Annotated in this window: 24 protein-coding genes and 1 riboswitch; of the genes, 16 read left to right on the plus strand and 8 right to left on the minus strand. The window is 41.7% G+C overall.

All coding sequences use genetic code 11. The features are described 5' to 3' along the window. The first annotated feature begins 100 nt into the window (after positions 1–100). Positions 101–1,261: a competence protein CoiA gene (locus tag ES896_RS10325; RefSeq protein ID WP_135226778.1), complete on the plus strand. Its 1,161-nt coding sequence runs from the start codon at positions 101–103 to the stop codon at positions 1,259–1,261. 214 nt (positions 1,262–1,475) lie between these two features. After that, complete coding sequence (gene pepF / locus ES896_RS10330) at positions 1,476–3,302, plus strand: oligoendopeptidase F (RefSeq protein WP_282900478.1); 1,827 nt, start codon at positions 1,476–1,478, stop codon at positions 3,300–3,302. Between the two features lie 231 nt (positions 3,303–3,533). On the opposite strand, the gene ES896_RS10335 is transcribed toward pepF, so the two are convergent. From ES896_RS10335 to ES896_RS10355, 5 genes are all read right to left on the minus strand, one after another. After that, a complete protein-coding gene (locus ES896_RS10335) occupies positions 3,534–3,707 on the minus strand; it encodes a hypothetical protein (RefSeq protein ID WP_008348466.1) in 174 nt (57 codons plus the stop codon). A gap of 296 nt (positions 3,708–4,003) precedes the next feature. Then, positions 4,004–4,915: a ClpXP adapter SpxH family protein gene (locus tag ES896_RS10340; RefSeq protein ID WP_007499002.1), complete on the minus strand. Its 912-nt coding sequence runs from the start codon at positions 4,913–4,915 to the stop codon at positions 4,004–4,006. After that, a complete protein-coding gene (locus ES896_RS10345; protein WP_007499001.1) occupies positions 4,912–5,310 on the minus strand; it encodes a globin domain-containing protein in 399 nt (132 codons plus the stop codon). Before ES896_RS10345 ends, ES896_RS10340 begins: the two co-directional genes overlap by 4 nt. Positions 5,311–5,587: 277 nt before the next feature. Next, the gene (locus tag ES896_RS10350) at positions 5,588–6,352 is read right to left on the minus strand and encodes a lytic transglycosylase domain-containing protein (RefSeq protein WP_008348461.1); all 765 of its coding nucleotides are present in this window, start codon (positions 6,350–6,352) and stop codon (positions 5,588–5,590) included. Positions 6,353–6,377: 25 nt separating this feature from the next. Next, a complete protein-coding gene (locus ES896_RS10355) occupies positions 6,378–6,953 on the minus strand; it encodes a CYTH domain-containing protein (protein ID WP_035700312.1) in 576 nt (191 codons plus the stop codon). A 217-nt stretch (positions 6,954–7,170) separates the two neighbouring features. On the opposite strand from ES896_RS10355, the gene ES896_RS10360 reads away from it, so the two are divergent. The 4 genes from ES896_RS10360 (at position 7,171) to ES896_RS10375 (ending at position 9,976) form a co-directional block, all read left to right on the plus strand. After that, positions 7,171–7,536 carry a UPF0738 family protein gene (locus ES896_RS10360; RefSeq protein WP_008348459.1) on the plus strand — a complete coding sequence of 122 codons (366 nt, stop codon included), beginning with the start codon at positions 7,171–7,173 and terminating at the stop codon, positions 7,534–7,536. A 33-nt stretch (positions 7,537–7,569) separates the two neighbouring features. Further along, positions 7,570–8,199 (plus strand): GTP diphosphokinase, encoded by a 630-nt coding sequence (gene yjbM / locus ES896_RS10365; protein WP_008348457.1) that lies wholly within the window; start codon positions 7,570–7,572, stop codon positions 8,197–8,199. A gap of 65 nt (positions 8,200–8,264) precedes the next feature. After that, on the plus strand, positions 8,265–9,065 hold the full coding sequence (locus ES896_RS10370) for an NAD kinase (protein WP_008355343.1): 801 nt from the start codon (positions 8,265–8,267) through the stop codon (positions 9,063–9,065). 17 nt (positions 9,066–9,082) lie between these two features. Further along, complete coding sequence (locus ES896_RS10375; protein ID WP_205687771.1) at positions 9,083–9,976, plus strand: RluA family pseudouridine synthase; 894 nt, start codon at positions 9,083–9,085, stop codon at positions 9,974–9,976. A 40-nt stretch (positions 9,977–10,016) separates the two neighbouring features. Here the strand turns inward: ES896_RS10375 and prpE are convergent, their stop codons facing one another. Beyond that, the gene (gene prpE / locus ES896_RS10380) at positions 10,017–10,760 is read right to left on the minus strand and encodes a bis(5'-nucleosyl)-tetraphosphatase PrpE (protein ID WP_039963415.1); all 744 of its coding nucleotides are present in this window, start codon (positions 10,758–10,760) and stop codon (positions 10,017–10,019) included. A gap of 160 nt (positions 10,761–10,920) precedes the next feature. On the opposite strand from prpE, the gene ES896_RS10385 reads away from it, so the two are divergent. The 10 genes from ES896_RS10385 to ES896_RS10430 all read left to right on the plus strand — a co-directional run bounded on the left by ES896_RS10385 (position 10,921) and on the right by ES896_RS10430 (position 19,828). After that, entirely contained in the window at positions 10,921–12,768 is a 1,848-nt protein-coding gene (locus tag ES896_RS10385) for a monovalent cation:proton antiporter family protein (protein ID WP_046527497.1), read from the plus strand. A 53-nt stretch (positions 12,769–12,821) separates the two neighbouring features. Next, a riboswitch (TPP riboswitch) is annotated at positions 12,822–12,931 on the plus strand. A 78-nt stretch (positions 12,932–13,009) separates the two neighbouring features. After that, the gene (gene tenA, locus ES896_RS10390; RefSeq protein WP_035392416.1) at positions 13,010–13,720 is read left to right on the plus strand and encodes a thiaminase II; all 711 of its coding nucleotides are present in this window, start codon (positions 13,010–13,012) and stop codon (positions 13,718–13,720) included. Beyond that, positions 13,695–14,312 carry a thiazole tautomerase TenI gene (gene tenI, locus ES896_RS10395; RefSeq protein WP_135226780.1) on the plus strand — a complete coding sequence of 206 codons (618 nt, stop codon included), beginning with the start codon at positions 13,695–13,697 and terminating at the stop codon, positions 14,310–14,312. The genes tenA and tenI overlap by 26 nt, the downstream gene beginning before the upstream one ends. Continuing rightward, on the plus strand, positions 14,296–15,408 hold the full coding sequence (gene thiO / locus ES896_RS10400) for a glycine oxidase ThiO (protein WP_076821869.1): 1,113 nt from the start codon (positions 14,296–14,298) through the stop codon (positions 15,406–15,408). The genes tenI and thiO overlap by 17 nt, the downstream gene beginning before the upstream one ends. After that, entirely contained in the window at positions 15,405–15,608 is a 204-nt protein-coding gene (gene thiS / locus ES896_RS10405; protein ID WP_017367025.1) for a sulfur carrier protein ThiS, read from the plus strand. Before thiO ends, thiS begins: the two co-directional genes overlap by 4 nt. Positions 15,609–15,612: 4 nt before the next feature. Beyond that, entirely contained in the window at positions 15,613–16,380 is a 768-nt protein-coding gene (locus ES896_RS10410; protein ID WP_076821866.1) for a thiazole synthase, read from the plus strand. Next, positions 16,377–17,390 carry a thiazole biosynthesis adenylyltransferase ThiF gene (locus ES896_RS10415; RefSeq protein ID WP_048003221.1) on the plus strand — a complete coding sequence of 338 codons (1,014 nt, stop codon included), beginning with the start codon at positions 16,377–16,379 and terminating at the stop codon, positions 17,388–17,390. Before ES896_RS10410 ends, ES896_RS10415 begins: the two co-directional genes overlap by 4 nt. A gap of 17 nt (positions 17,391–17,407) precedes the next feature. Further along, complete coding sequence (gene thiD / locus ES896_RS10420) at positions 17,408–18,214, plus strand: bifunctional hydroxymethylpyrimidine kinase/phosphomethylpyrimidine kinase (protein ID WP_025207163.1); 807 nt, start codon at positions 17,408–17,410, stop codon at positions 18,212–18,214. 148 nt (positions 18,215–18,362) lie between these two features. After that, entirely contained in the window at positions 18,363–19,139 is a 777-nt protein-coding gene (gene fabI / locus ES896_RS10425; protein ID WP_003211867.1) for an enoyl-ACP reductase FabI, read from the plus strand. 113 nt (positions 19,140–19,252) lie between these two features. After that, a complete protein-coding gene (locus ES896_RS10430; protein WP_017359659.1) occupies positions 19,253–19,828 on the plus strand; it encodes a CotO family spore coat protein in 576 nt (191 codons plus the stop codon). A 37-nt stretch (positions 19,829–19,865) separates the two neighbouring features. On the opposite strand, the gene ES896_RS10435 is transcribed toward ES896_RS10430, so the two are convergent. Together ES896_RS10435 and ES896_RS10440 are read right to left on the minus strand one after the other, a co-directional pair. Beyond that, complete coding sequence (locus ES896_RS10435) at positions 19,866–20,309, minus strand: CotY/CotZ family spore coat protein (protein ID WP_008348434.1); 444 nt, start codon at positions 20,307–20,309, stop codon at positions 19,866–19,868. Positions 20,310–20,521: 212 nt separating this feature from the next. Further along, positions 20,522–21,013, minus strand: a complete 492-nt coding sequence (locus ES896_RS10440; protein WP_025207165.1) for a CotY/CotZ family spore coat protein — start codon at positions 21,011–21,013, stop codon at positions 20,522–20,524. Positions 21,014–21,075 lie beyond the last annotated feature (62 nt).

A 21,075-nucleotide genomic window follows, 5' to 3' on the forward strand; every position in this document is an offset into this window, starting at 1 on the left:
AAAATCGCGTTTTGATACGATAAAAGTTCATTTTCGATATTCGCTTCCTGATGAGAGAAAAAGCTATAATACGGTCATCAAAGAGCAAGGGGTGAAATATATGAATGCAGCGATCATGGAGAATGGCAAGCTGATTCGCATCACACAACATCTGACTAAAAGGCGGCTAGAGCATGTAAGAGCTACATGCAAATTTTACTGTCCTGAATGTAGGCAGGAGGTTCTATTAAAGCTAGGTGAGCATCGTGTCCATCATTTTGCACATAAACAGCTCTCGGCATGTCCATTAGCGTCCACCGGTGAAACAGCTTATCATCAGGCAGGGAAGATTGCTCTTAATGATTGGCTCACGCAGCTTGGATATGAGCCGTTACTAGAGAAATATGTTTCAAACATTCAGCAGCGCCCTGATGTGACCGTCGATATAGAAAATAAAAGCTATGCCATTGAATTTCAATGCGCAAATATTTCGTGGAAAGAGCTGCATAAACGAACGGAAGGTCTCCGTGCTGCGGGGCTCTATCCTATATGGATCATAGGGGCGAATCGTTTAAAACGAATGGCTGGCCAGCTCTTTTCATTCTCCTCCATTCATTGGGGAATTTTAAGGCAGTCAAAGAATAGGAGACTCATTTTTTATTGTCCGATCCAAAATAGATTTATCCACCTGGATCAACTTCTCGTGTTTCAGCCAACGAAAATATGTGCTTCAATGACCGTTAGACCGCCTTCAGCTTATCGCCAACTACCAGCACTCTTATCTGTTTCCTCGAGCAATCATCAATTGTATAAAGAGTGGCTCAAGTGTATTCGGCAATTTAGGGAGCGGCCACCCCGCATTTTAGCAAATGAAAGCAAGCGTTTAAGAACCATTTTTTATGAGCATCATCAAACAGCATGGCCATTTCTACCGACAGAATTATTTATCCCCCTGACAGAAGCATATATCTTTTCAAGCCCTGTTTATGTGTGGCAAGGATGTCTTTATGATTGGATGGTTCGAACGGGAAAAGAACAAGTGACCATTCATCTTCTTTTAAAAGAAATTGAGCGATGTGTCCAGAATAAAGAAGTGAAGCTCCGATATACCAATGTCACAATAGAAGAAATCAAAGAGGTGATCATTTCATATGTACGGGCGCTTGTGAAACTAGGGTTTTTATACATGACGAAAGAGGGTAATTATCAAGTAACGTCGAATCAAAAGCCTATACGAACAGCAGATGAAGCGATAAAACGAGATGCTTTCTTATTTCATTAGCATGTTTCATGCCCACTTTGATCATGATAAGAAAAAGGTGGTGCTGCTATTGAATAGAAAGAAACGCTTTTTTCTCATTTTTTTAGTTTGTTTGGTATTTATTTCTGCATATGATTTGACAAACATAGTTCAAAACAAAGAAGATAAATACAACACCAATTTCTTTCACTTTCCGAAAGGTTGGTTCAACACAACTCATGCAAGGGGGATTCATATGACTTCACAAAATAACAACAATCATTTACCAGACAGAAGCGAAGTAAAAGAAGAAAACAAATGGCGCCTTGAAGATATTTTTGAAAGTGTCGATTCTTGGAATAAGGAATTCGAAGCTGTAAAAAAAGAAATTCCGAAGCTCGCCCAATTTAAAGGCAAGCTGGCCCATTCTGCTGATGTCTTGTATGAAGCCCTAACATTTCAGGATCAACTTTCTGAAAAGCTTGGCAAGCTTTATACATATGCGCATATGAAATATGATGAAGATACAACAAATTCATCATTTCAGGCTTTAAATGATAAAGCATCCAATTTATTTACACAGCTGTCTAGTACATCTGCCTATATTGTTCCGGAGATTTTATCTATTCAAGAAGATAAGCTGCAGCAATTTATTTTGGAAAAAGAAGAATTAAAACTTTATTCTCACGCTCTCGAAGAAATTAACAAAGAGCGTCCGCATATTTTAAGTGAGGAGCAAGAAGCTTTATTAGCTGAAGCCTCTGAACCTTTATCAACATCATCCACTACGTTTAGTATGTTTAATAATGCAGATATTTCGTTCCCTTCTGTTAAGGATGAAAATGGAGAAGAAAAGAAAATTACTCATGGCAACTTCATTACTTTTTTAAACAGTGATGATCGTGAAGTGAGAAAGAATGCTTTTAAAGCCGTTTATAAAACGTATGATCAATATAAGAATACTTTGGCGTCTACACTCAGCGGCTCGATTAAAAAGGATAATTTTTATGCGAAAGTACGTCAATACAAATCGGCAAGAGAAGCAGCGCTATCACGCAACAGTATTCCTGAAGAAGTGTATGACAATCTAATTGATACAGTTCATCAATATTTACCCTTATTACACCGCTACATTGAATTGCGTAAAAAGGTATTAAAGCTTGATGAAGTGCACAATTATGACTTGTATACACCATTAGTAAAAGATGCTGGCATGAAGCTGACCTATGACGAAGCAAAGGATTATATGCTGAAAGGGTTAGCGCCATTAGGAGAAGAATATGTTTCGGTATTAAAAGAGGGACTCGAAAATCGCTGGGTAGATGTTTATGAGAATAAAGGGAAACGAAGCGGCGCGTATTCTTCTGGAAGCTATGGTACGAATCCTTATATCTTAATGAACTGGCAAAATAATATTGATAATTTATTTACGCTGGCTCATGAATTTGGTCACTCTGTTCATAGCTACTATACAAGAAAGCATCAGCCATATCCGTACGGAAACTACAGCATTTTTGTAGCGGAAGTAGCTTCTACAACAAATGAAGCATTACTAGGCGAATACTTACTCAATCATTTAGAGGACAAAAAGCAGCGCTTGTATGTGCTCAATCACTTGTTAGAAGGATTTAGAGGGACGGTATTCAGACAAACGATGTTTGCAGAGTTCGAGCACCTGATTCATGTGAAAGCGCAAGAAGGGGAGGCATTAACGCCAGAGTTTATGACGAACCTGTATTACGACCTGAATAAGAAGTATTTTGGCGACGGTATGGTTGTGGATAAGGAAATCGGATTAGAATGGACGCGAATTCCGCATTTCTATTACAACTATTATGTGTATCAATATGCGACAGGCTATAGTGCGGCTCAGGCATTAAGTAAACAAATTTTAGAAGAAGGGAAACCTGCAGTGGAGCGCTATACAGACTTCCTTAAAGCAGGAAGCTCTGACTATCCAATCAACGTGCTGAAAAAAGCTGGTGTAGATATGGCATCAAAAGAACCAATTGAGGCAGCATGTCAATTGTTTGAAGAAAAATTAAAGGAAATGGAAGAGCTCATCTCAAAGACTAGTGAGTAACGAGAAGACTTCTGTCAGATGTGTGAGTGCAAACTCACCTTTTGGCAGGAGTTTTTTCTTGAAATAAAAAAGACCAGATTGTTGACAAAGGGCTAAAATGAACTTGATTTTAGCCCTTTGACTTCTTTTTAGCGTGATAGAAAACCTTTGCACGCAGGACTGACACCGAATGCGAGGGTTTGCCTACACGCTAGACCTCGTCTATATGAACGAGGTTTGTACATTCAATGATTACGCTTTAAAACCTTTGAAGGTTTTTCGGTGATTCATTCGATAGAGTGTAAAGAGAATGGAAGCGAATAGGAGTGGAGATGTCAGGTATAGAGGCAGCATCTTCATTAAGCCTAATATATTTAAACAGAAACATAAGCCAATGGCAACAAGTCCAATGGTTGTGCTGCGCATGCAGATCCCCCCATTTTTTTGTTACTTTCACTATATGAAAGTGACAGTCCTCTTATGTTTTGTGACAAAAATATGAACATATAGTATATCGGTTGTCATAAGTCGACAAAATTTGATATACTACAGATGTGAAATTAATCACATACAAACATTACCCCTTTGTTTGACCGTGAAAAATTTCTCCCATCCCCTTTGTTGTCGTTAAGACATAGTGAAACCGCGCTTATCCCGGCGCGGTTTCTTCGTACTTATAAATAGAACAAGTGTTCTTTTGGGGGTGAAGAAAAAAACATGGGTCAGCACCCATGTTCATTCTCACAGCGGTAGACATCAAGATCTGAATGATTGTCTCCTTCTGTATAACGCCAAAACATTTCTTGATGTACTTGTACACGTTCTACCTTTTTAGCGAATGCGAGCTTTTTCATCTCGCGTTCAACTTCTTCAAGTGTCAGGTCATATACAACGGCAATTTCTTTTGCTGATGCAAATTGAAAGTAAGCGATAAACCATTCAATTGGCGGTCGTTCTGAAGGTGTTGGTTTTTCGCCAATCATTTCAAAGAGAATTTCCTCGTAAATATCATAAGAATATGCACCTGAAATCTTTAATCCTTCTTCACCATTGATCGTATTAAAAAAGGCGAAAGTGGGAAGCTCAGACACATCCATTTCAGCTGCGATTTTCATATCACATTGGAGCGCTTTGACAGCACTTTGAGAATGGATATCTCGCTGGAACTCTTCAATGTCCAGTCCAGCCGTTTTTGCATTTTCTAGCAAGACTTGTTCACTGGTGACGTCCTGCTGATGGCAAAAAAGCGATTCTTGAATGAGTCGTAAAAATTTCATTCCGCATTTTCTGCCCTGAAGTTCAGCTGCTTTTAATGCAAGAGAGGCGAGATAAGGTGATGTCACAATTTGTTCAGACAGCATTTGTTCTTTTTTGGTCTGAGTTTTCGTGGCAAATTTCCCCCACGCTTCGGTTAGTAAATGTTTTTTTCGTTTCCGGTTCAAAGCATTAATACTAGAACTTGTAACCGTTCGTAAAGTGAAGAAACGGCCATATTTCATTTTCAACTTTTTAATTGATGGCTCTAATAACCAGCAGTCCGGGCTGAGAGGATCAATGAATACATAGATTTCAATCGGCTTTTGAGGATGTCCGTGACAATGTGAGAAATATTGCTCATGCGGATTGCAGCTCAAGATCGTCCGTCCTTTTCAGGTATTTGGTTGACCATGTGACGAGCCGTCAAAGACAGCCGCTCAAATAAAAAGTCACGAATATCGCCGGTTAGTCCTACTTGATCCATTGCATCCTCCATACATTCAAGCCATGCGTCCGCCCGCTCCTCAGTAATCGGAAAAGGGAGATGTCTCGCCCGTAGCATTGGGTGACCATGCTCCTCAGTATAAAGCGGCGGTCCGCCTAAATATTGAGTTAAGAACTGTTTTTGTTTTCTTGCTGTTTCTTTTAAGTCATCCGGGAAAATAGGATGAAGCAAAGGATGACACTTTACATTTTCATAAAAAGTATCAACAAGTTGCGATAGAAGTTCCTCTCCAACCGCTTCGTAAGGTGCGTTAAACGATTGTACCATGTTGACTACTCCTTTAACTCGTAGCTAATAGGATGGCTCACCCTATTGCGAATTTCATGTATTTCAAAAGTGATATTCAGTTTGTTCTATTTTATTGTTTCTATTCTTGTATACTTATTTTAACAACCTCTACTCAATTCCACAAACAAACCGCTTTGGTCCTTTGGGAATAGTGAGGGAGACAGGTTCCGTGTTCAATTGACCATATCATAACACATTCAGTCAAAAAAGGGTGAAAAGCGACATACAAAAAACCGAAGAGGTTATTCTCTTCGGTTTAGGCGAAATATTGAGCTGTGATTTTCTTTACATAATTTTGTGTTTCTTTAAATGGAGGAATGCCTCCGTACTTATCTACATTCCCTGAGCCTGCGTTATAAGCGGCTAAGGCAAGTGAGACATTTCCATTATATTTTTGCAGCATTTGTTTTAAATACTTCGTTCCGCCTTCAATGTTTTGGGCAGCATCAAAGGCATTGTTCACGCCAAGTGATTTAGCAGTAGACGGCATAAGCTGCATCAGTCCAAGTGCACCTGCATGGCTGACAGCATTCGTGCGATAACCGGATTCTTGCTTGATCACTGCGTGGATCAGCTTTTCTGGAACTCCGTGCTTTTGAGCCATTTGTGAGACGATCTGATTAATCTCTTTTGATGAAGAGCCTGAAACAGCTTTTTGAAGCGGCGGTGTGTAGCTGTTATTTAAGACGTTTCCAATACCATTTGCGGTATTCAATTGGCTGTCATTTGCATAAAGAGACTGAGATTGAAGCTGTTCACTGCCTGCTATCGCAGATAAATATGGGTTCATTCGTGCATATTGCGTGTTCGGAGACGTTGATGGGTCCGACCCCATGAAAGCAGAAATGGAAAGCGGGAGACGAGATAATTCTGATCCGCCTAAAAAATCTTGCAACAGCGACTGGAATGAAGTCTCAGCGCTTGATTCTTGTCCAGCTGTGAGTTGTGTTTGTCCATTATCAGATTGTAACGTTTTGAGTGCTTGAAGCTGCATAAAGGATTGAAGTTGATTGACGTTCATCATGTTCCTCCTTCAAGGAATTCATCTATTCTTTTGTTTTCATTTTTTCTTCATAAAAACGTACGACTTTGTTTTTCGTGTGTCTTGGTGGGATCTGAAATTGCTGAAGCAATGCTGTGAAAGCGGCTTGTCCAATGTCTAAATCGCTCACTTCAAATTCAAGTTCATAGTCCTCTACTGTTAAATATCGGCTGTGATCCAAAACAATTAAGCCTTCTTTGATCATTTTTTCTGCTCTTGACGTTTCCAGTGAACCAAAATACACGATTTGATCCTTTTGGATGTGAAGGTTTACTAATCTGTCTGCCACTTCACCTTCTGGCAGATGGAAATGTTCAAGACTTGCGGGAGGATCGATCGTTTGGTGAGTTTCCAAAAGGCCGATCTTATGCGGTTCCTTTAATGTGAGAACCCACTGCCCCCCTTTTTCTCTCATTCGTAATGCAGCGAATTTGGATTTTATATCAAATTGAGGTGTATCAAAATAATAGTTGGTTTGAGTGTGGAAGTCCTCGTCCTTTAATTGAAAATATTCTTTTAGCTGTTCAAATTCTTCTTTCATTAATAATTGTTTTAGTTCTATCTCAATTTCCTGTGCCATTTTGACATCAACCTTTCATTTAGAGGAAATATGATTATTGTACATGAAAAGCGTCTTTTTTTCTTATTTATTCCTTAAAAAGAGACGTATATAGATGCTAAATGAGGCAAAATGAACAACGAAATGGAGAAATCAAATTTTCTCAAAAAGTTCGGTTTATCAATATTGAACTTGATATGATAAAATAAAGCTGTACTTTGTTGTAAAGGAGATCATGATGCAAAACAGAATTGAAATCACAGAAGCAACTTTAAAAGAAGACAGGCTGATCTTGACGGTCCAGTCAGATGAGCAAATTCAAAAAGCAAAAGCATCAGGACAAATGCTTGTTGATTCTGATCACTTTGCGTTCGTTTACATACTTGAGACTGAGGAGTCTTTTACGTATCTGATTTTAGGAGAACATACATGGGCTCCATTAAAAGAAGCAATGAATCGTGAAATCCCTGTCTATTTGGCGGCGGAAGAGCAAACGCTAGAACTCATTCAACTTCATCAGGAATTAAACTATTTAATCGACAATATTAAAGACAATGCCAATTACGGAGATATGGAAGAGAAAGTGAAGAGCACATTCCTCTGAAATAATTAGGTATTTGGAATTGGGGGAAGTTTCATGGACAAAAAACAATGGGATCAATTCCTCGCACCATATAAGCAAGCAGTCGAAGAATTAAAAGTGAAACTAAAAGGCATCCGAAAACTGTATGAATTTGAGGATGACCATTCACCAGTAGAATTTGTCACTGGCCGAGTGAAACCCGTTGCCAGCATATTGGAAAAGGCAAAGCGTAAAAATATCCCGATGCATGAGATTGAAACGATGCAGGATATTGCAGGGCTTCGCATTATGTGCCAATTTGTAGAAGATATACAAGTCGTCAAGAAAATGCTTCAGTCACGAAAAGATTTCGTGGTTGTAGATAAACGCGACTATATTGCAGAACATAAAGAAAGCGGATACCGCTCGTACCACCTTGTTGTGTTATATCCGCTGCAAACGATCAATGGAGAGAAGCAGCTCCTCGTCGAAATCCAAATCCGTACATTAGCCATGAACTTTTGGGCGACCATCGAGCATTCTCTGAATTATAAATATAGCGGGAATATCCCGGAGAAGGTCAAGCAGCGCCTTCAAAGAGCTTCTGAGGCAGCATCTCTTCTTGATGATGAGATGTCTGAAATCAGAGGGGAAATTCAAGAAGCGCAAGTGGCATTTTCCCGGAAAAAGAAAAACGATAGCTGAGCCTAAGCTTGATCAAATATGATGCTGCTTTCTCGTCGCAGCAAGGTGGAAAAGGAGAAGAATTCATGAAATTTGCAGTTTCTTCGAAAGGGAATTCTGTATCTGACACACTTAAAAATAAAATACAGACCTACTTATTGGATTTTGGAATGGAATTAAATGAAGAGGAACCCGATCTCGTCATTACAGTTGGCGGAGACGGAACCCTTTTATACGCTTTTCACCGGTATAGTAACCGTCTAAACGAAACCGCTTTTGTCGGCGTACATACAGGCCATCTTGGTTTTTATGCGGACTGGGTCCCGAGTGAAATTGAAAAGCTTGTGTTAGCCATTGCCAAAACGCCTTATCATATTGTGGAATATCCGATTCTTGAAGTCATCGTCAGGTACAACGATGGGGGCCGGGAAGAAAAATATTTAGCAATGAATGAATGTACGATTAAAAGTATGGAAGGTACACTTGTGGCAGATGTTGAGATTAGGGGTCAGCTTTTTGAAACATTCAGAGGAGATGGTCTTTGTTTGTCTACACCATCTGGCAGTACAGCCTATAATAAGGCACTTGGCGGGGCTATTATTCACCCATCCATTAGGGCGATCCAGCTGGCAGAAATGGCTTCAATCAACAACAGAGTGTTTAGAACGGTCGGTTCGCCGCTCATTTTGCCGGACCACCATACGTGTGTGATCAAACCGATTAATGATGTGGATTTTCAGGTGACGATAGATCATTTGTCGCTGCTGCATAAAGATGTGAAATCCATTCAATGCCGAGTGGCAGACGAGAATGTCCGGTTTGCCCGATTTAGACCATTTCCGTTTTGGAAAAGGGTGCAAGATTCCTTTATCGGCAAAGGAGAATAAGAAAGAGGTTGTTCTCGCTGGAATACTTTAAGATAAACAAAACCATATCAGACAAAGAAGAAGGCAGGCTGCTGAAGAACTACTTAATCGAACTTGGCATTTCAAAACGAATGCTGACAGATATTAAATTTGATGGCGGTGACCTTCTGATTAATGGAGAGCATGTGACCGTGAGATATGAGCTACGCGAGGGAGACAGGCTCACCATTTTATTTCCCGAGGAAAAAGTGAGTGAAGGGCTAAAACCTGCGGCCATTCCGCTTGATATTTTATTTGAGGACGAGCACGTGCTTGTGCTGAATAAAAAGCCGTATATCCCATCGATTCCTTCTCGAGAGCACCCTGAGCATAGTATTGCAAATGGACTGCTTCACCATTATGCTAAGCAGTCTGTTCGACTGACTGTCCACTTGGTGAGCCGTCTTGATCGTGATACTTCTGGTGTCATGTTAGTCGCTAAACATCGCTTTGCACACAGCCTTTTATCAAAGGCGCAGAAAAAAGGGGAAGTCAAGCGAACATATAGAGCCATGACACATGGCATGATCACGCAAAAGGAAGGAACAATTAGAGCAAAAATTGCTCGAAAAGGGGACAGCATTATTGAACGAATGGTGGATGAATCTGGTCAGGAAGCCGTAACACATTATACGGTGCGGGCGGTACATACTCATTTAGATATGTCTGATGTGTCCCTTACCCTTGAAACGGGAAGAACTCATCAAATTCGTGTTCACATGCAATTCCTAGGTCATCCGCTTGTTGGAGATACGCTATATGGTGGAACAAGCGAGAGAATAGGCAGGCAGGCACTTCATAGTGAAACCCTTGTTTTTCCGCATCCGATAACAGGGGAGTCCATGACCTTTTCGGCTCCTTTGCCGGATGATATGACATTATTGCTTCAGTAAACAAGTAAACCCGGTCACCTGTCATGGTGGACCGGGTTTTTTATTGCGTGAAATGCTGAAATCTTGAATCATCATATGGCATAGATGAAGGAACAGATACTGTCTCAAGCTCTGGATATCTAAGGGCAGAGAGCTTGTGGCCAAAGACGCAGCCTGTATCAATGTTAACCGTTCTACCGATAAATCTTGGTTCTTTTACGGGTGTATGCCCGTACACAATCCATGGTTTTCCGTGATATTCCTTTGCCCAGTCCTTCCTGACAGGTCGACCGTCTGGCCATGTTTCTCCGGTGACTGCTCCAAATAATAGATAAGACCTCATCTGTTTGTTCGGTTTTTTGCCAATATCCTTTTCCTTCATTGCTGCGTGTGCAATGATCAGTTCATTCGGAATCAGTACATCATAAAGCGGTGCCTTTTCAAATAAATGTTTAAATTCACGTGATAAAATGGTTTGTTCATCATGCGGCAGTTTTTTGATTTCGTTTACCGTTGTTTCAATGCCGTGCAGTAATTTTACGGGATTTCCTTTCAAATAGCGATACAACTTAAAACAATGGTTGCCAGGCACATAGCGGATGGCGCCCTTAGAATAGGCGTGTATGACAAATTGCATCACGGCAACTGATCGAGGGCCGCGGTCTGTTAAATCACCAACAAGGGCCAGTGTTCTCTTATCAGGGTGGACAGGTAGTCCGTGTTTGAGTTCGTATCCTAGTTTGTGTATGAGGGTAAGCAGCTCTTCGTAGCAGCCGTGGATATCGCCGATGATATCGAATTTCATAAAGGTTCCTCCTGATTTTTTCATCCATTTATCGGATATAAAGAAGTTTGAATTTTAGAAAATATAACGAATGGCTTTCATTTCATTTGGGCAATTGTTAGAATCAATGCTTTAACGTAAAACTTAAAAATTAAACATGAATGTTAGGAGGATTTAGCCAATGGAGCATACATCTGTTTCATCACTCGTTGTCGTTATTATTGTAGCCTTTTTCACCCCCATTTTATTGCACCGATTTAAGCTGACCATCCCGGTCGTTGTCGCTGAAATCATCATGGGGCTCATCATTGGAAAAAGCGGTCTTCAACTAGTTGTTGAACACGACGCATGGCTAGATACGTTATCCATGCTAGGTTTTATTTTTCTTATGTTTTTAAGTGGACTTGAAATAGATTTTTCTTCTTTTGAATCAAAGAAGAAAGCGCGAGAACTGCCAAATGGTTTAAAAGAACCGAATACATTTAAAACAGCGACCATTATTTTTGTTGGCGTATTTTGTATGTCCTTTATCCTGTCTTATGCGTTTGTCCTTGCAGGATTTATTCAAAATGCCTTTTTAATGACGCTTATTATTTCCACCATCTCATTGGGTGTGGTAGTTCCTACCTTAAAAGAGGAAAAGTTGATGCAAACGAATATTGGTCAAATCATTTTGCTTGTAGCCGTCATTGCTGATTTGGTGACAATGATTTTACTTGCTGTGTTTTCCTCCATTTATGGCGATGGAACAGGGAACATGTGGTTGCTCTTATTATTATTTGCGGCAGGTATTCTTCTTTATTTATTTGGCCGAGTATTTAAGACAAAGTCCATTTTTCAGTCCATGTCAAAAGGAACGGTGCAAATTGGGACAAGAGCCATCTTTACTCTCATTATAGTCTTAGTTGCCTTATCTGAATCACTCGGTGCTGAAAATATTCTTGGGGCTTTTTTAGCAGGTGTGCTTGTGTCTCTTCTTTCGCCTAATAAAGAGCTCGTACAGCAGCTGGACTCGTTTGGCTATGGCTTTTTAATTCCGATCTTTTTTGTGATGGTCGGTGTGGACCTGAATATATGGTCACTCTTTAAAGATCCAACCATCATGATCATGATTCCGCTGCTGTTTATCGCATTATTGCTTAGTAAACTCGTTCCGATTCTTTATTTAAAAAAATGGTATGACATGAAAAAAGTCATTGGTTCTGGTTTTTTATTAACCTCGACGTTATCCCTTGTCATTGCTGCTGCAACGATTGGTGAGCGGCTTGGTGTCATTGATCATAAAATGTCAGGAGCACTTATTTTAGTCGCTGTGCTCACGAGTATTTTAACGCCTGTTTGGTTTAAGGCGTTATTTAAACAAGAACGTGAAACCAATCATAAAAAGCGTGTGACGTTTATTGGAGCGAATCAGCTGACGTTACCTGTGACGCTTGATTTGCATCAGGATGAATATGACATCCGTATTTTACACGTCTTTCAGGAAAATAAAGAAGCCTTGCTTGCTGACTCCATCTTTGAAGTTGAAGCGATTGAACAATATGACGATGATACGCTAAGGCAGGCTGGCATTGGGCAAGAGGATGTGCTCGTTGTGGCTACAGGCAGTGAAACGAAAAATAAGGAAATTGCTTTATTTGCAAAAGAAGAAGGGTCTAAACAAGTCATTGCAAGTGTTAACAAAGCGGAAGCCGAGCTGACATTAAAGGAAGCAGGGATCGATACCTTTTCTAACTTCTTATCATCTAAAACGGTGCTGAGGGCATTGATTGAAGCACCTGATGCGATTCGCTTGTTAACAAATGAGGATTCTTCTTTGTATCAAATTCAAATGAACAATCATCGGTATCATAATGTCATGCTGAGGGAATTTCCTTTTACCGGCGATTTGGTGTTTGTCCGTATTTTTAGAGGAATTGACAGCTTAGTACCGCATGGGGATACGACGCTTAGAAGCGGTGACCGCGTGCTTGTGTCTGGCTCCCGGGAGTATGTTGCAGGACTTAGAGCCCAATTAGAGTTGCAATGAACCCTTGACCGATGAACAAATCCTGATTAAGATAGAGGTACAACAATATATGTTTGATCCACTAGGGGAGTCCTTTAAAAGGGCTGAGATAAAAGTGTAGACTTTTAGACCCTCATTACCTGAACAGGTTCATACCTGCGTAGGGAAGTGGTGCGGTGTTTGACTATGCTTTTTACAAATTCCAAACCACTTTCCACGCGGAAAGTGGTTTTTTTATATGGAAAAACAGGAGGAGAGGAACATGACATTTTCGAACGAATGTAAAGAAGCAGCAGCTAGATGGTGGAATGGGAGCTTTACACACCCTTTTGTGAAAGGGATTGGTGATGGCACACTTTCACTCGATCGTTTCACTTATTATGTGATGCAGGATTCGTACTATTTAACTCATTTTGCAAAAGTACAGTCGTATGGAGCTGCCATTAGTGAGGACTTACATACGACAGGCAGAATGGCATATCATGCGCAGGGTACGTATGAAGCAGAGCTATCACTGCATAGAAAGTTCACAGAACTGCTCCAGATCTCTGATGAAGCGCTGGCAAACTTTAAACCTTCTCCAACTGCGTATGCATATACCTCGCATATGTACCGATCTGTGAAAAGCGGTCGTTTTGAAGAAATTTTAGCCGCATTATTGCCGTGCTACTGGCTTTATTATGAGGTAGGAGAAAAACTGAAACAAACAACACCTGACCATCCGATTTATCAAGAATGGATTTTGACATATGGCGGGGATTGGTTTAAAGAGCTTGTTTTTGAACAGGTGAACCGTTTTGATGAACTTGCAGAAAAAGCGCCAGAACATGTGCGGGCTAATATGAAAGAAAATTTCGTGATTTCAAGCTATTACGAATACCATTTCTGGGAGATGGCGTATGAAAAAGAAATGTGGCAGACAGCATGCTTAGATGGGGTTGGTGCAAATGGAACTCCACGCAGTGACAAATGATACGCTTCCTATCAGGGAGCTCATCAAGCAAGTAAAAGACATTGCGTCTGAAGTAGACTTTATTCATATTCGTGAACGATCGAAGGCAGCAGGTGAGCTGGTTCACCTCGTGAAACAACTCCTAGCAGAAGGTGTTCCGAAAGAAAAGCTGATTATCAATGACCGAGTTGATGTTGCGCTGCTGACCAATATTCACCGGGTTCATCTTCCAGGACACAGCTTTTCGCCAAAGGAATTAAGACAAAAATTTCCTCACCTCCATGCGGGGGTATCGGTTCATTCGATAGAAGAAGCCAAAGCAGCAGAGAAGAACGGGGCAGAGTATGTCATGTTTGGGCACGTGTATGATACCGCATGCAAACCCGGACTTCAGGCGAGAGGCATAAAGGTTGTGGAGGAAATGACTTCTGAGCTGTCCATTCCAGTCGTTGTCATTGGTGGAATCACACCAGAACGATTGCCAGAATTGATGCATGTTGAGTTAAAAGGAATAGCCGTCATGTCGGGGATTTTTGCTCATCCTCAGCCGCGCAAAATGGCGCAAACATTTTCTAAAAAGCGAAAGGAGAATCCTTATGAACAAGCATTATGATGTTGCAATCATTGGTGGTGGAATCATAGGGATGTCGATCGCTTATCACCTTGCAAAAGCAGGAAAGCAGATTGTCTTATTTGAGGCAAATGAGATCGGGAAGCAAACGACAAGTGCGGCTGCTGGCATGCTGGGTGCACATGCTGAAGGAGAAGGTGATGAGGATATTTTCTTTCAAGTAGGCAGACAAAGTCAGGCTTTATATGAAAAATTAACAGTCGACCTTCAGCATGAATCGGGCATTGATATTCGGATATCAGTGGGCGGGATTATGAAGGTGGCTTTTACAGAACAAGAAAAGCGTGCGCTTTGCCGGATGCAGCATTTGCCCACATTTGAATGGCTTGAAGCAAGCAGCGTAAAAGAACGTATGCCTCAAATTGCAGATGACATTGTAGGAGCAGGATTGATAGAAGATGATGTACATGTCGAGCCATATGCGGTATGCAGGGCTTTTTGGCAGGCGGCTGTTCGGCACGGAGCGGATGTGAAGGAGTTTACCCCTGTTATCGATGTGAAGAGGGGAAAAGAAACATTGACAGTCAGTACAGCTAAAGGCATCTTCACATGTGATCATCTGACTGTAGCAAGTGGTGTATGGTCGGGCCGTTTTTTAGAAGAACTGGGGTTATCACATTCTCTCTATCCAGTAAAAGGAGAATGCGTGTCTGTTTGGAATAACGGTCCAGCGCTTGCACACACCATCTATCATGATCATTGTTATATCGTTCAAAGGGATAGCGGTAAGCTAGTGATTGGTGCAACGATGAAACCGAATGACTGGCAGGCCGTTCCGACACTTGGCGGTATTGAAGCAGTTATTCACAAAGCATCTCAGCTCATGCCATCTATTCGAGAGATGCCGATTGATCAATGCTGGGCAGGTCTTCGGCCAGCGACAAGCGACCGGCACCCCTATATCGGAAAACATCCAGAAGACGAGCGTATTCTTTTTGCAACGGGACATTACCGAAATGGCATTTTACTTGCGCCAATTACGGGGGAAATCATTCGCGGCTTAATAGCGGGCGAGTCTGTTCACAAGGAATGGCTTCATGCGTTTCGTATTGGGCGAAAGGAGGCATTGTTCGTATGAAAATTCAATTGAATGGAAGAATGGTTGATTTCGATAAGGAAAATGGCACGATTTTTGATCTGCTATCAGCCTATCAACTTGAAAACCGAGTGGTGATCGTTGAAAAAAATCAAGAAATTATAGATAAAGAAGCCTTTCAACAGGTAAAAATTCAACCAAATGACACGATTGAAATCGTTCACTTTGTAGGAGGAGGATGACACCATGCTGCGCATTGGCGGAAAAACATTTACATCAAGACTATTACTAGGGACAGGAAAGTATCCATCATTTGAAGTTCAAAAAGAGGCGGTCAACGTATCAGAAGCTGAAATTTTGACCTTTGCTGTGCGAAGAATGAACATATTTGAACCATCACAGCCCAATTTTTTAGAGCAGCTTGATTTATCAGCCTATACATTGCTGCCAAATACTGCCGGGGCAAGTACAGCGGAAGAAGCGGTGCGGATTGCCCGTTTAGCGAAAGCTTCTGGACTGTGTGACATGATCAAAGTAGAAGTCATTGGCTGTTCAAGGTCTCTTCTGCCAGATCCAGTCGAAACGTTAAAAGCATCTGAAATGCTATTAGAAGAAGGCTTTATCGTGTTGCCATATACGTCAGATGATGTGGTGCTGGCAAGAAAATTAGAAGAACTTGGTGTTCAAGCCATTATGCCAGGTGCTTCTCCAATCGGTTCAGGTCAAGGGCTTTTAAACCCTCTGAATCTATCGTTTATTATCGAACAGGCAAAGGTGCCAGTTATTATTGATGCGGGTGTAGGTTCGCCGAAGGATGCTGCTTTTGCGATGGAATTGGGCGCTGATGCTGTATTACTGAATACAGCCGTGTCTGGCGCAAAGGACCCTGTGAAAATGGCTAAAGCGATGAAGCTGGCGATTGAATCTGGAAGACTCGGTTTCGAGGCAGGCCGTATTCCACTCAAAAACTATGGAACAGCCAGCAGTCCGCAAGAAGGAATGCCAGCATTTTGAGCACACGTTATTCACGCCAAGAGCTTTTTAGGCCGATCGGTACAGAAGGACAAAAACGGCTAAATGCCTCAAATGCCGTCATTATTGGGGCTGGGGCACTTGGAACAGCGAGTGCTGAAATGCTCGTCCGTGCCGGCGTAGGATCTGTCACCATTTTGGATAGAGATTATATTGAATGGAGCAACCTGCAGCGTCAGCAGCTTTACACAGAGCAAGATGTTCTTGATCGGCTGCCAAAGGCTGTGGCTGCTGAGAAAAGACTCAAGCAGGTGAACAGTGACGTTCACGTGAGAGGAATCGTCATTGACGTGACCGCTCAAAATATTGATGAGTACGTCAGCGGGGCATCCATCATCGTGGATGCAGCGGATAATTTTGAGGTGAGAATGATTGCGAACGATGCGGCCGTCAAACATCAAATTCCGTTCCTTTATGGGGCCTGTGTAGCAAGCTATGGTATTCAATTCACAGTGATTCCTGGTGAAACACCATGTTTACACTGCCTACTTGAGCATTTACCTGCACAAGGCATGACATGTGATACAGCAGGAATTATTAGTCCAGTTGTGCAGCAGGTTGCGGCCTATCAAGTGGCGGATGCACTGAAGCTTTTAACAGGACACCAAATCACGCCGGTATTAAGATCGTTTGATTTATGGACAAACGAGCGATCTGATATTCGATCCGTTACGTCTTTAAAAAAGAAAAAATGTCCAAGCTGCGGTCTTAAGACATATCCATTTCTCTCATATGATCAAAGAGCAAAAGCAGATGTATTATGTGGACGAAATACTGTACAAATTCGCAGTGCACTAGGGGCACCCCCAGCGCTGCATGAAGTAGCCCGTCAGCTAAAGAAAGCAGGAATGGATGTGCTGGAAAATCCTTATTTGCTTTCGTGTCAGAAGGATGAGTACAAGCTTGTTTTATTCAAAGATGGCAGAGCGCTTGTCCATGGGACAAATGATATTGCGAAAGCGAGAACGATTTATCATCAATGGATTGGCTAATGAGAGGGTGAGATGACATGACGATTAAAAAAGCATTAACCATCGCAGGTACTGATTCTGGCGGTGGAGCAGGTATTCAAGCAGACTTGAAAACCTTTCAGGAGCTTGGTGTGTACGGAATGTCCGCCATTACGGCCATTACAGCGCAAAACACACTTGGCGTTCACGGTATTTATCCTCTGTCTATCGAGGCACTCGAAAGTCAAATTGATGCAGTAGCAGAAGACTTGTTGCCAGATGCCGCTAAAACAGGGATGCTGTGGAGTGCTGAAATGATCAGTGTCGTTGCTGAAAAAACGAAGCAATATGACTTGAAACTAATTGTCGATCCAGTCATGATTGCCAAAGGGGGCGCCTCTTTATTAAATGAAGATGCGGTCTCTGCTATGAAAACACAGTTACTGCCTGTCAGTTATGCAGTCACACCGAATCTCCCTGAGGCAGAAGTGCTGACAGGCATGCGCATTCAGACAAAAGAAGATCGCCATAGAGCAGCAGAACGACTTTATGAGCTTGGCACGTGCTATGTTGTGATCAAAGGAGGTCATAGTCCTTCAGGCGGCCTCATTACAGACCTTTTGTACGATGGAAAAAGCTTTTTTGAACTCAGTAATGAACATATTGATACACCACATACACACGGAACAGGCTGTACATTTGCAGCGGCATTAACGGCAGAAATAGCAAAAGGTCGTTCCATGAAGGAAGCCTTTGAAACGGCAGAAACCTTTGTCCATGAGGCGATCAAATTTCCTCTGAATATTGGCGCTGGGCACGGACCGACTAACCACTTTGCTTATCAGCAAAACAGAGTCAAAGCATAAAAAGAAGACTGTCTTCACTTGTGAGGACGGTCTTTTTCTGAAATAAAAACTTTCTTTCAACGGAAATTGTCAATATCTCATGATATGTGATAAGATTATGATCAGGTACTAATACTATGTCTTGAAAAAATAGGAGGCTTTAATACATATGAACTTTTCTTTAGAAGGCCGTAATATTGTGGTGATGGGTGTTGCCAATAAACGAAGCATCGCTTGGGGGATCGCTCGTTCACTTCACGAAGCAGGAGCTCGTTTGATTTTTACTTATGTTGGAGATCGTCTTGCAGAATCAGTAAAAGAACTAGCAAGCACGCTAGAGCGTGATGATTCCATTATTCTTCCTTGTGATGTGACAAGTGATGAAGAAATCGAAAAATGTTTTGCAACGATTAAAGAAAAAGTACAAGTCATCCATGGTGTTGCACATGCGATTGCATTTGCGAACAAAGAAGAGCTTGTCGGTGAATATTTGAACACGAACCGTGAAGGTTTCCTTTTAGCGCACAACATTAGTGCCTATTCACTAACAGCTGTAGCAAAAGCAGCACGTCCGCTCATGACAGAAGGCGGAAGCATTGTCACACTTACTTACCTAGGCGGAGAGCGCGTTGTCTCTAACTACAATGTCATGGGTGTAGCAAAAGCAGCCCTTGAAGCAAGTGTGAAATACTTAGCAGCTGATCTTGGAGCGGAAGGCATCCGTGTGAACAGCATTTCTGCTGGTCCAATTCGTACGTTATCTGCAAAAGGAATCAGCGGCTTTAATACGATCCTGAAGGATATTGAAGAGCGTGCACCGCTTCGCCGTACAACGACTCCTGAAGAAGTTGGCGATACAGCACTATTCTTATTCAGTGATTTATCGCGCGGCATGACAGGTGAGAATCTTCATGTTGATTCTGGCTTCCATATCATTGCCCGCTAAACGAATAATTGATTTGCAGCATACCAATCACTGGTATGCTGTTTTTTATTTTTCTTCTGATTTGGGGTGTCCTCTCATATATATAAGGAATGAATCATTCGGGAGGGATCAGTATGTCAAATAAAGGTGATGAGAATCAAAAGCCGCTTATGTATATTGTTCAGCCGAGCTATGATGAATCAGCGCCGGCCATGCAAAATATTGTGAGAAAGCGAAAGAAGTCAGAAAAACCTTCAGAAACCAATAAAAGCGCCAAAGAGGATGCAATCGACGAGAGCGTGCAAGAACCTGTATCACAGGAAGTAAAGCAGAAAAAAGAAGAGCCGCCTGCACTACAGCAAGAGCGGGAGATCAATCAAGAAAAAGATGATTCACAAAATCGAGAGCCAGTACAAGAACAAGAAAAACAGCCAGAAGGCGTATTTCATGAAACAAAAGAAGAACCAAGAAGAAAACGAGTGAAGAAGCCGTTAAGCCAAATGAATATCGAGGAGAAAGTCGATTTTCTTACAAGTCTGCCGCATAATATGCCGAGAGCGCTTTGCCTCATTGAAGCCGATGGAAAAACATATAGAGGAATCATCATGGAGAGAAAAGACAATATGGTGGTCATCCGCACGGCAGGCGGCGGTAATCCAGTGGAATTAGCAATTGGTGATATTTCTTCTATTCATCCACTTGGTTTTTAATGAACATAAAAAAAGTCCCATAACGGGACTTTTTTTGTTAGCAGCTACGGTTGATGAGTCTTGGATTTAAGCACTCTATTGCGCAGAAGCAGTCAAGGTCTACTTCAATGCAATACTTTGATTTTTCTAAACGGAACACATCACATACGGAATCTTTATCTGTAAAATCTAAAATATGACGATCTTTGTCAAATGCAATAAGCAAGCTGAGTGTTGCGCAGTGATCAGAGATGTGTTCGACTCTGAAAAATGCAGTGCTGAAGCAAGGGCCAGCATCTACTTCTCCGACGTTTCCGAATGCGACGAATGGTTTTGATTTTGAGGTAAATAGAACAAACGGGACAGTGTCACCTAATGAATGTGATGGAGAAAGGAGATTGCTGTAACAGCTGGTCGGGCAATCCTCTTCGACGGCATTTTGTAAGTCGTTTATGTTTTCAACAGCCTCTGCTACACAGTTCCATGAATGTTTGCGGCTCATATTCAACCCTCCTATACAAGGAAATTTGTTTGAGTGTTTGAGCACTGTCATCATCATCTATAAGCTTTATTACGTGTCTCGCCGGTTGATGCATCTAATGTCAATCAATGCGGAAGCGGCCGCCTTTTGCTGACTGCTCCGCATGATTGGTTGTCATTCGTGAGGAAGGGGATGCTTTGACTTATGACAAGTTAGATGAGCGGGCGATTGGTTTAGCCGTGGTGATGATGCTTTTTATCTTTTGCCGGCATGACTCTGTCGACAAGTTCTGGATTTAAACATTGGATCGCGCAGAAACAGTTCAAATCAACTTCGATACAAAAGTCCGCTTTTTCTAAACCAAAGAAGTCAGGATCGCAAGGGTGACAAACGCTTAGCGTATGTCCGTGTACATCAACAGGTCTTAATACAGATAATGTGGCACAGCAGTCATGCAATTTTTCAACCCGGAAGAAAATGGATTCGAAGCATTGGCAATCGTCAACAAATCCTCCAATGTTTCCGAAAGTAGAGAACAATCCGCCCTTTTTATCAAAAAGTAAAAACGGAATCGTATCTTTTCCAGAAACTGTCGGGCTTAATAAATTACTGTAGCAGCTCGTAGGACATTTATCTTCTACAGCTTCCTGCTCTGCTAAAATCTTATCAACCGCATCGCATACACAGTTTTCATCATGTCGGCCATGGTGTTTTCCGCAGCTCATGGATTTCAGCTCCTTTAACAAGGTATTTGACTTTAGTCCTTAACAACATATGTATGCGCCCT

This window comes from Bacillus sp. 005/A4HT-01/001 (assembly GCF_004634445.1).
GTDB lineage: Bacteria > Bacillota > Bacilli > Bacillales > Bacillaceae > Bacillus > Bacillus altitudinis.

Bases quoted from the DNA above. Each gene is read 5' to 3' on its own strand.
- ES896_RS10410 (WP_076821866.1), top strand. From the start codon at position 15,613: ATGCTGCGCATTGGCGGAAAAACATTTACATCAAGACTATTACTAGGG.
- ES896_RS10355 (WP_035700312.1), bottom strand. From the start codon at position 6,953: ATGGCACAGGAAATTGAGATAGAACTAAAACAATTATTAATGAAAGAA.
- ES896_RS10325 (WP_135226778.1), top strand. From the start codon at position 101: ATGAATGCAGCGATCATGGAGAATGGCAAGCTGATTCGCATCACACAA.
- ES896_RS10430 (WP_017359659.1), top strand. From the start codon at position 19,253: ATGTCAAATAAAGGTGATGAGAATCAAAAGCCGCTTATGTATATTGTT.
- ES896_RS10360 (WP_008348459.1), top strand. From the start codon at position 7,171: ATGCAAAACAGAATTGAAATCACAGAAGCAACTTTAAAAGAAGACAGG.
- ES896_RS10335 (WP_008348466.1), bottom strand. From the start codon at position 3,707: ATGCGCAGCACAACCATTGGACTTGTTGCCATTGGCTTATGTTTCTGT.
- thiO (WP_076821869.1), top strand. From the start codon at position 14,296: ATGAACAAGCATTATGATGTTGCAATCATTGGTGGTGGAATCATAGGG.
- thiD (WP_025207163.1), top strand. From the start codon at position 17,408: ATGACGATTAAAAAAGCATTAACCATCGCAGGTACTGATTCTGGCGGT.
- tenA (WP_035392416.1), top strand. From the start codon at position 13,010: ATGACATTTTCGAACGAATGTAAAGAAGCAGCAGCTAGATGGTGGAAT.
- yjbM (WP_008348457.1), top strand. From the start codon at position 7,570: ATGGACAAAAAACAATGGGATCAATTCCTCGCACCATATAAGCAAGCA.
- ES896_RS10370 (WP_008355343.1), top strand. From the start codon at position 8,265: ATGAAATTTGCAGTTTCTTCGAAAGGGAATTCTGTATCTGACACACTT.
- ES896_RS10385 (WP_046527497.1), top strand. From the start codon at position 10,921: ATGGAGCATACATCTGTTTCATCACTCGTTGTCGTTATTATTGTAGCC.
- thiS (WP_017367025.1), top strand. From the start codon at position 15,405: ATGAAAATTCAATTGAATGGAAGAATGGTTGATTTCGATAAGGAAAAT.
- ES896_RS10435 (WP_008348434.1), bottom strand. From the start codon at position 20,309: ATGAGCCGCAAACATTCATGGAACTGTGTAGCAGAGGCTGTTGAAAAC.
- fabI (WP_003211867.1), top strand. From the start codon at position 18,363: ATGAACTTTTCTTTAGAAGGCCGTAATATTGTGGTGATGGGTGTTGCC.
- ES896_RS10345 (WP_007499001.1), bottom strand. From the start codon at position 5,310: ATGGTACAATCGTTTAACGCACCTTACGAAGCGGTTGGAGAGGAACTT.
- ES896_RS10440 (WP_025207165.1), bottom strand. From the start codon at position 21,013: ATGAGCTGCGGAAAACACCATGGCCGACATGATGAAAACTGTGTATGC.
- pepF (WP_282900478.1), top strand. From the start codon at position 1,476: ATGACTTCACAAAATAACAACAATCATTTACCAGACAGAAGCGAAGTA.
- prpE (WP_039963415.1), bottom strand. From the start codon at position 10,760: ATGAAATTCGATATCATCGGCGATATCCACGGCTGCTACGAAGAGCTG.
- tenI (WP_135226780.1), top strand. From the start codon at position 13,695: ATGGAACTCCACGCAGTGACAAATGATACGCTTCCTATCAGGGAGCTC.
- ES896_RS10350 (WP_008348461.1), bottom strand. From the start codon at position 6,352: ATGAACGTCAATCAACTTCAATCCTTTATGCAGCTTCAAGCACTCAAA.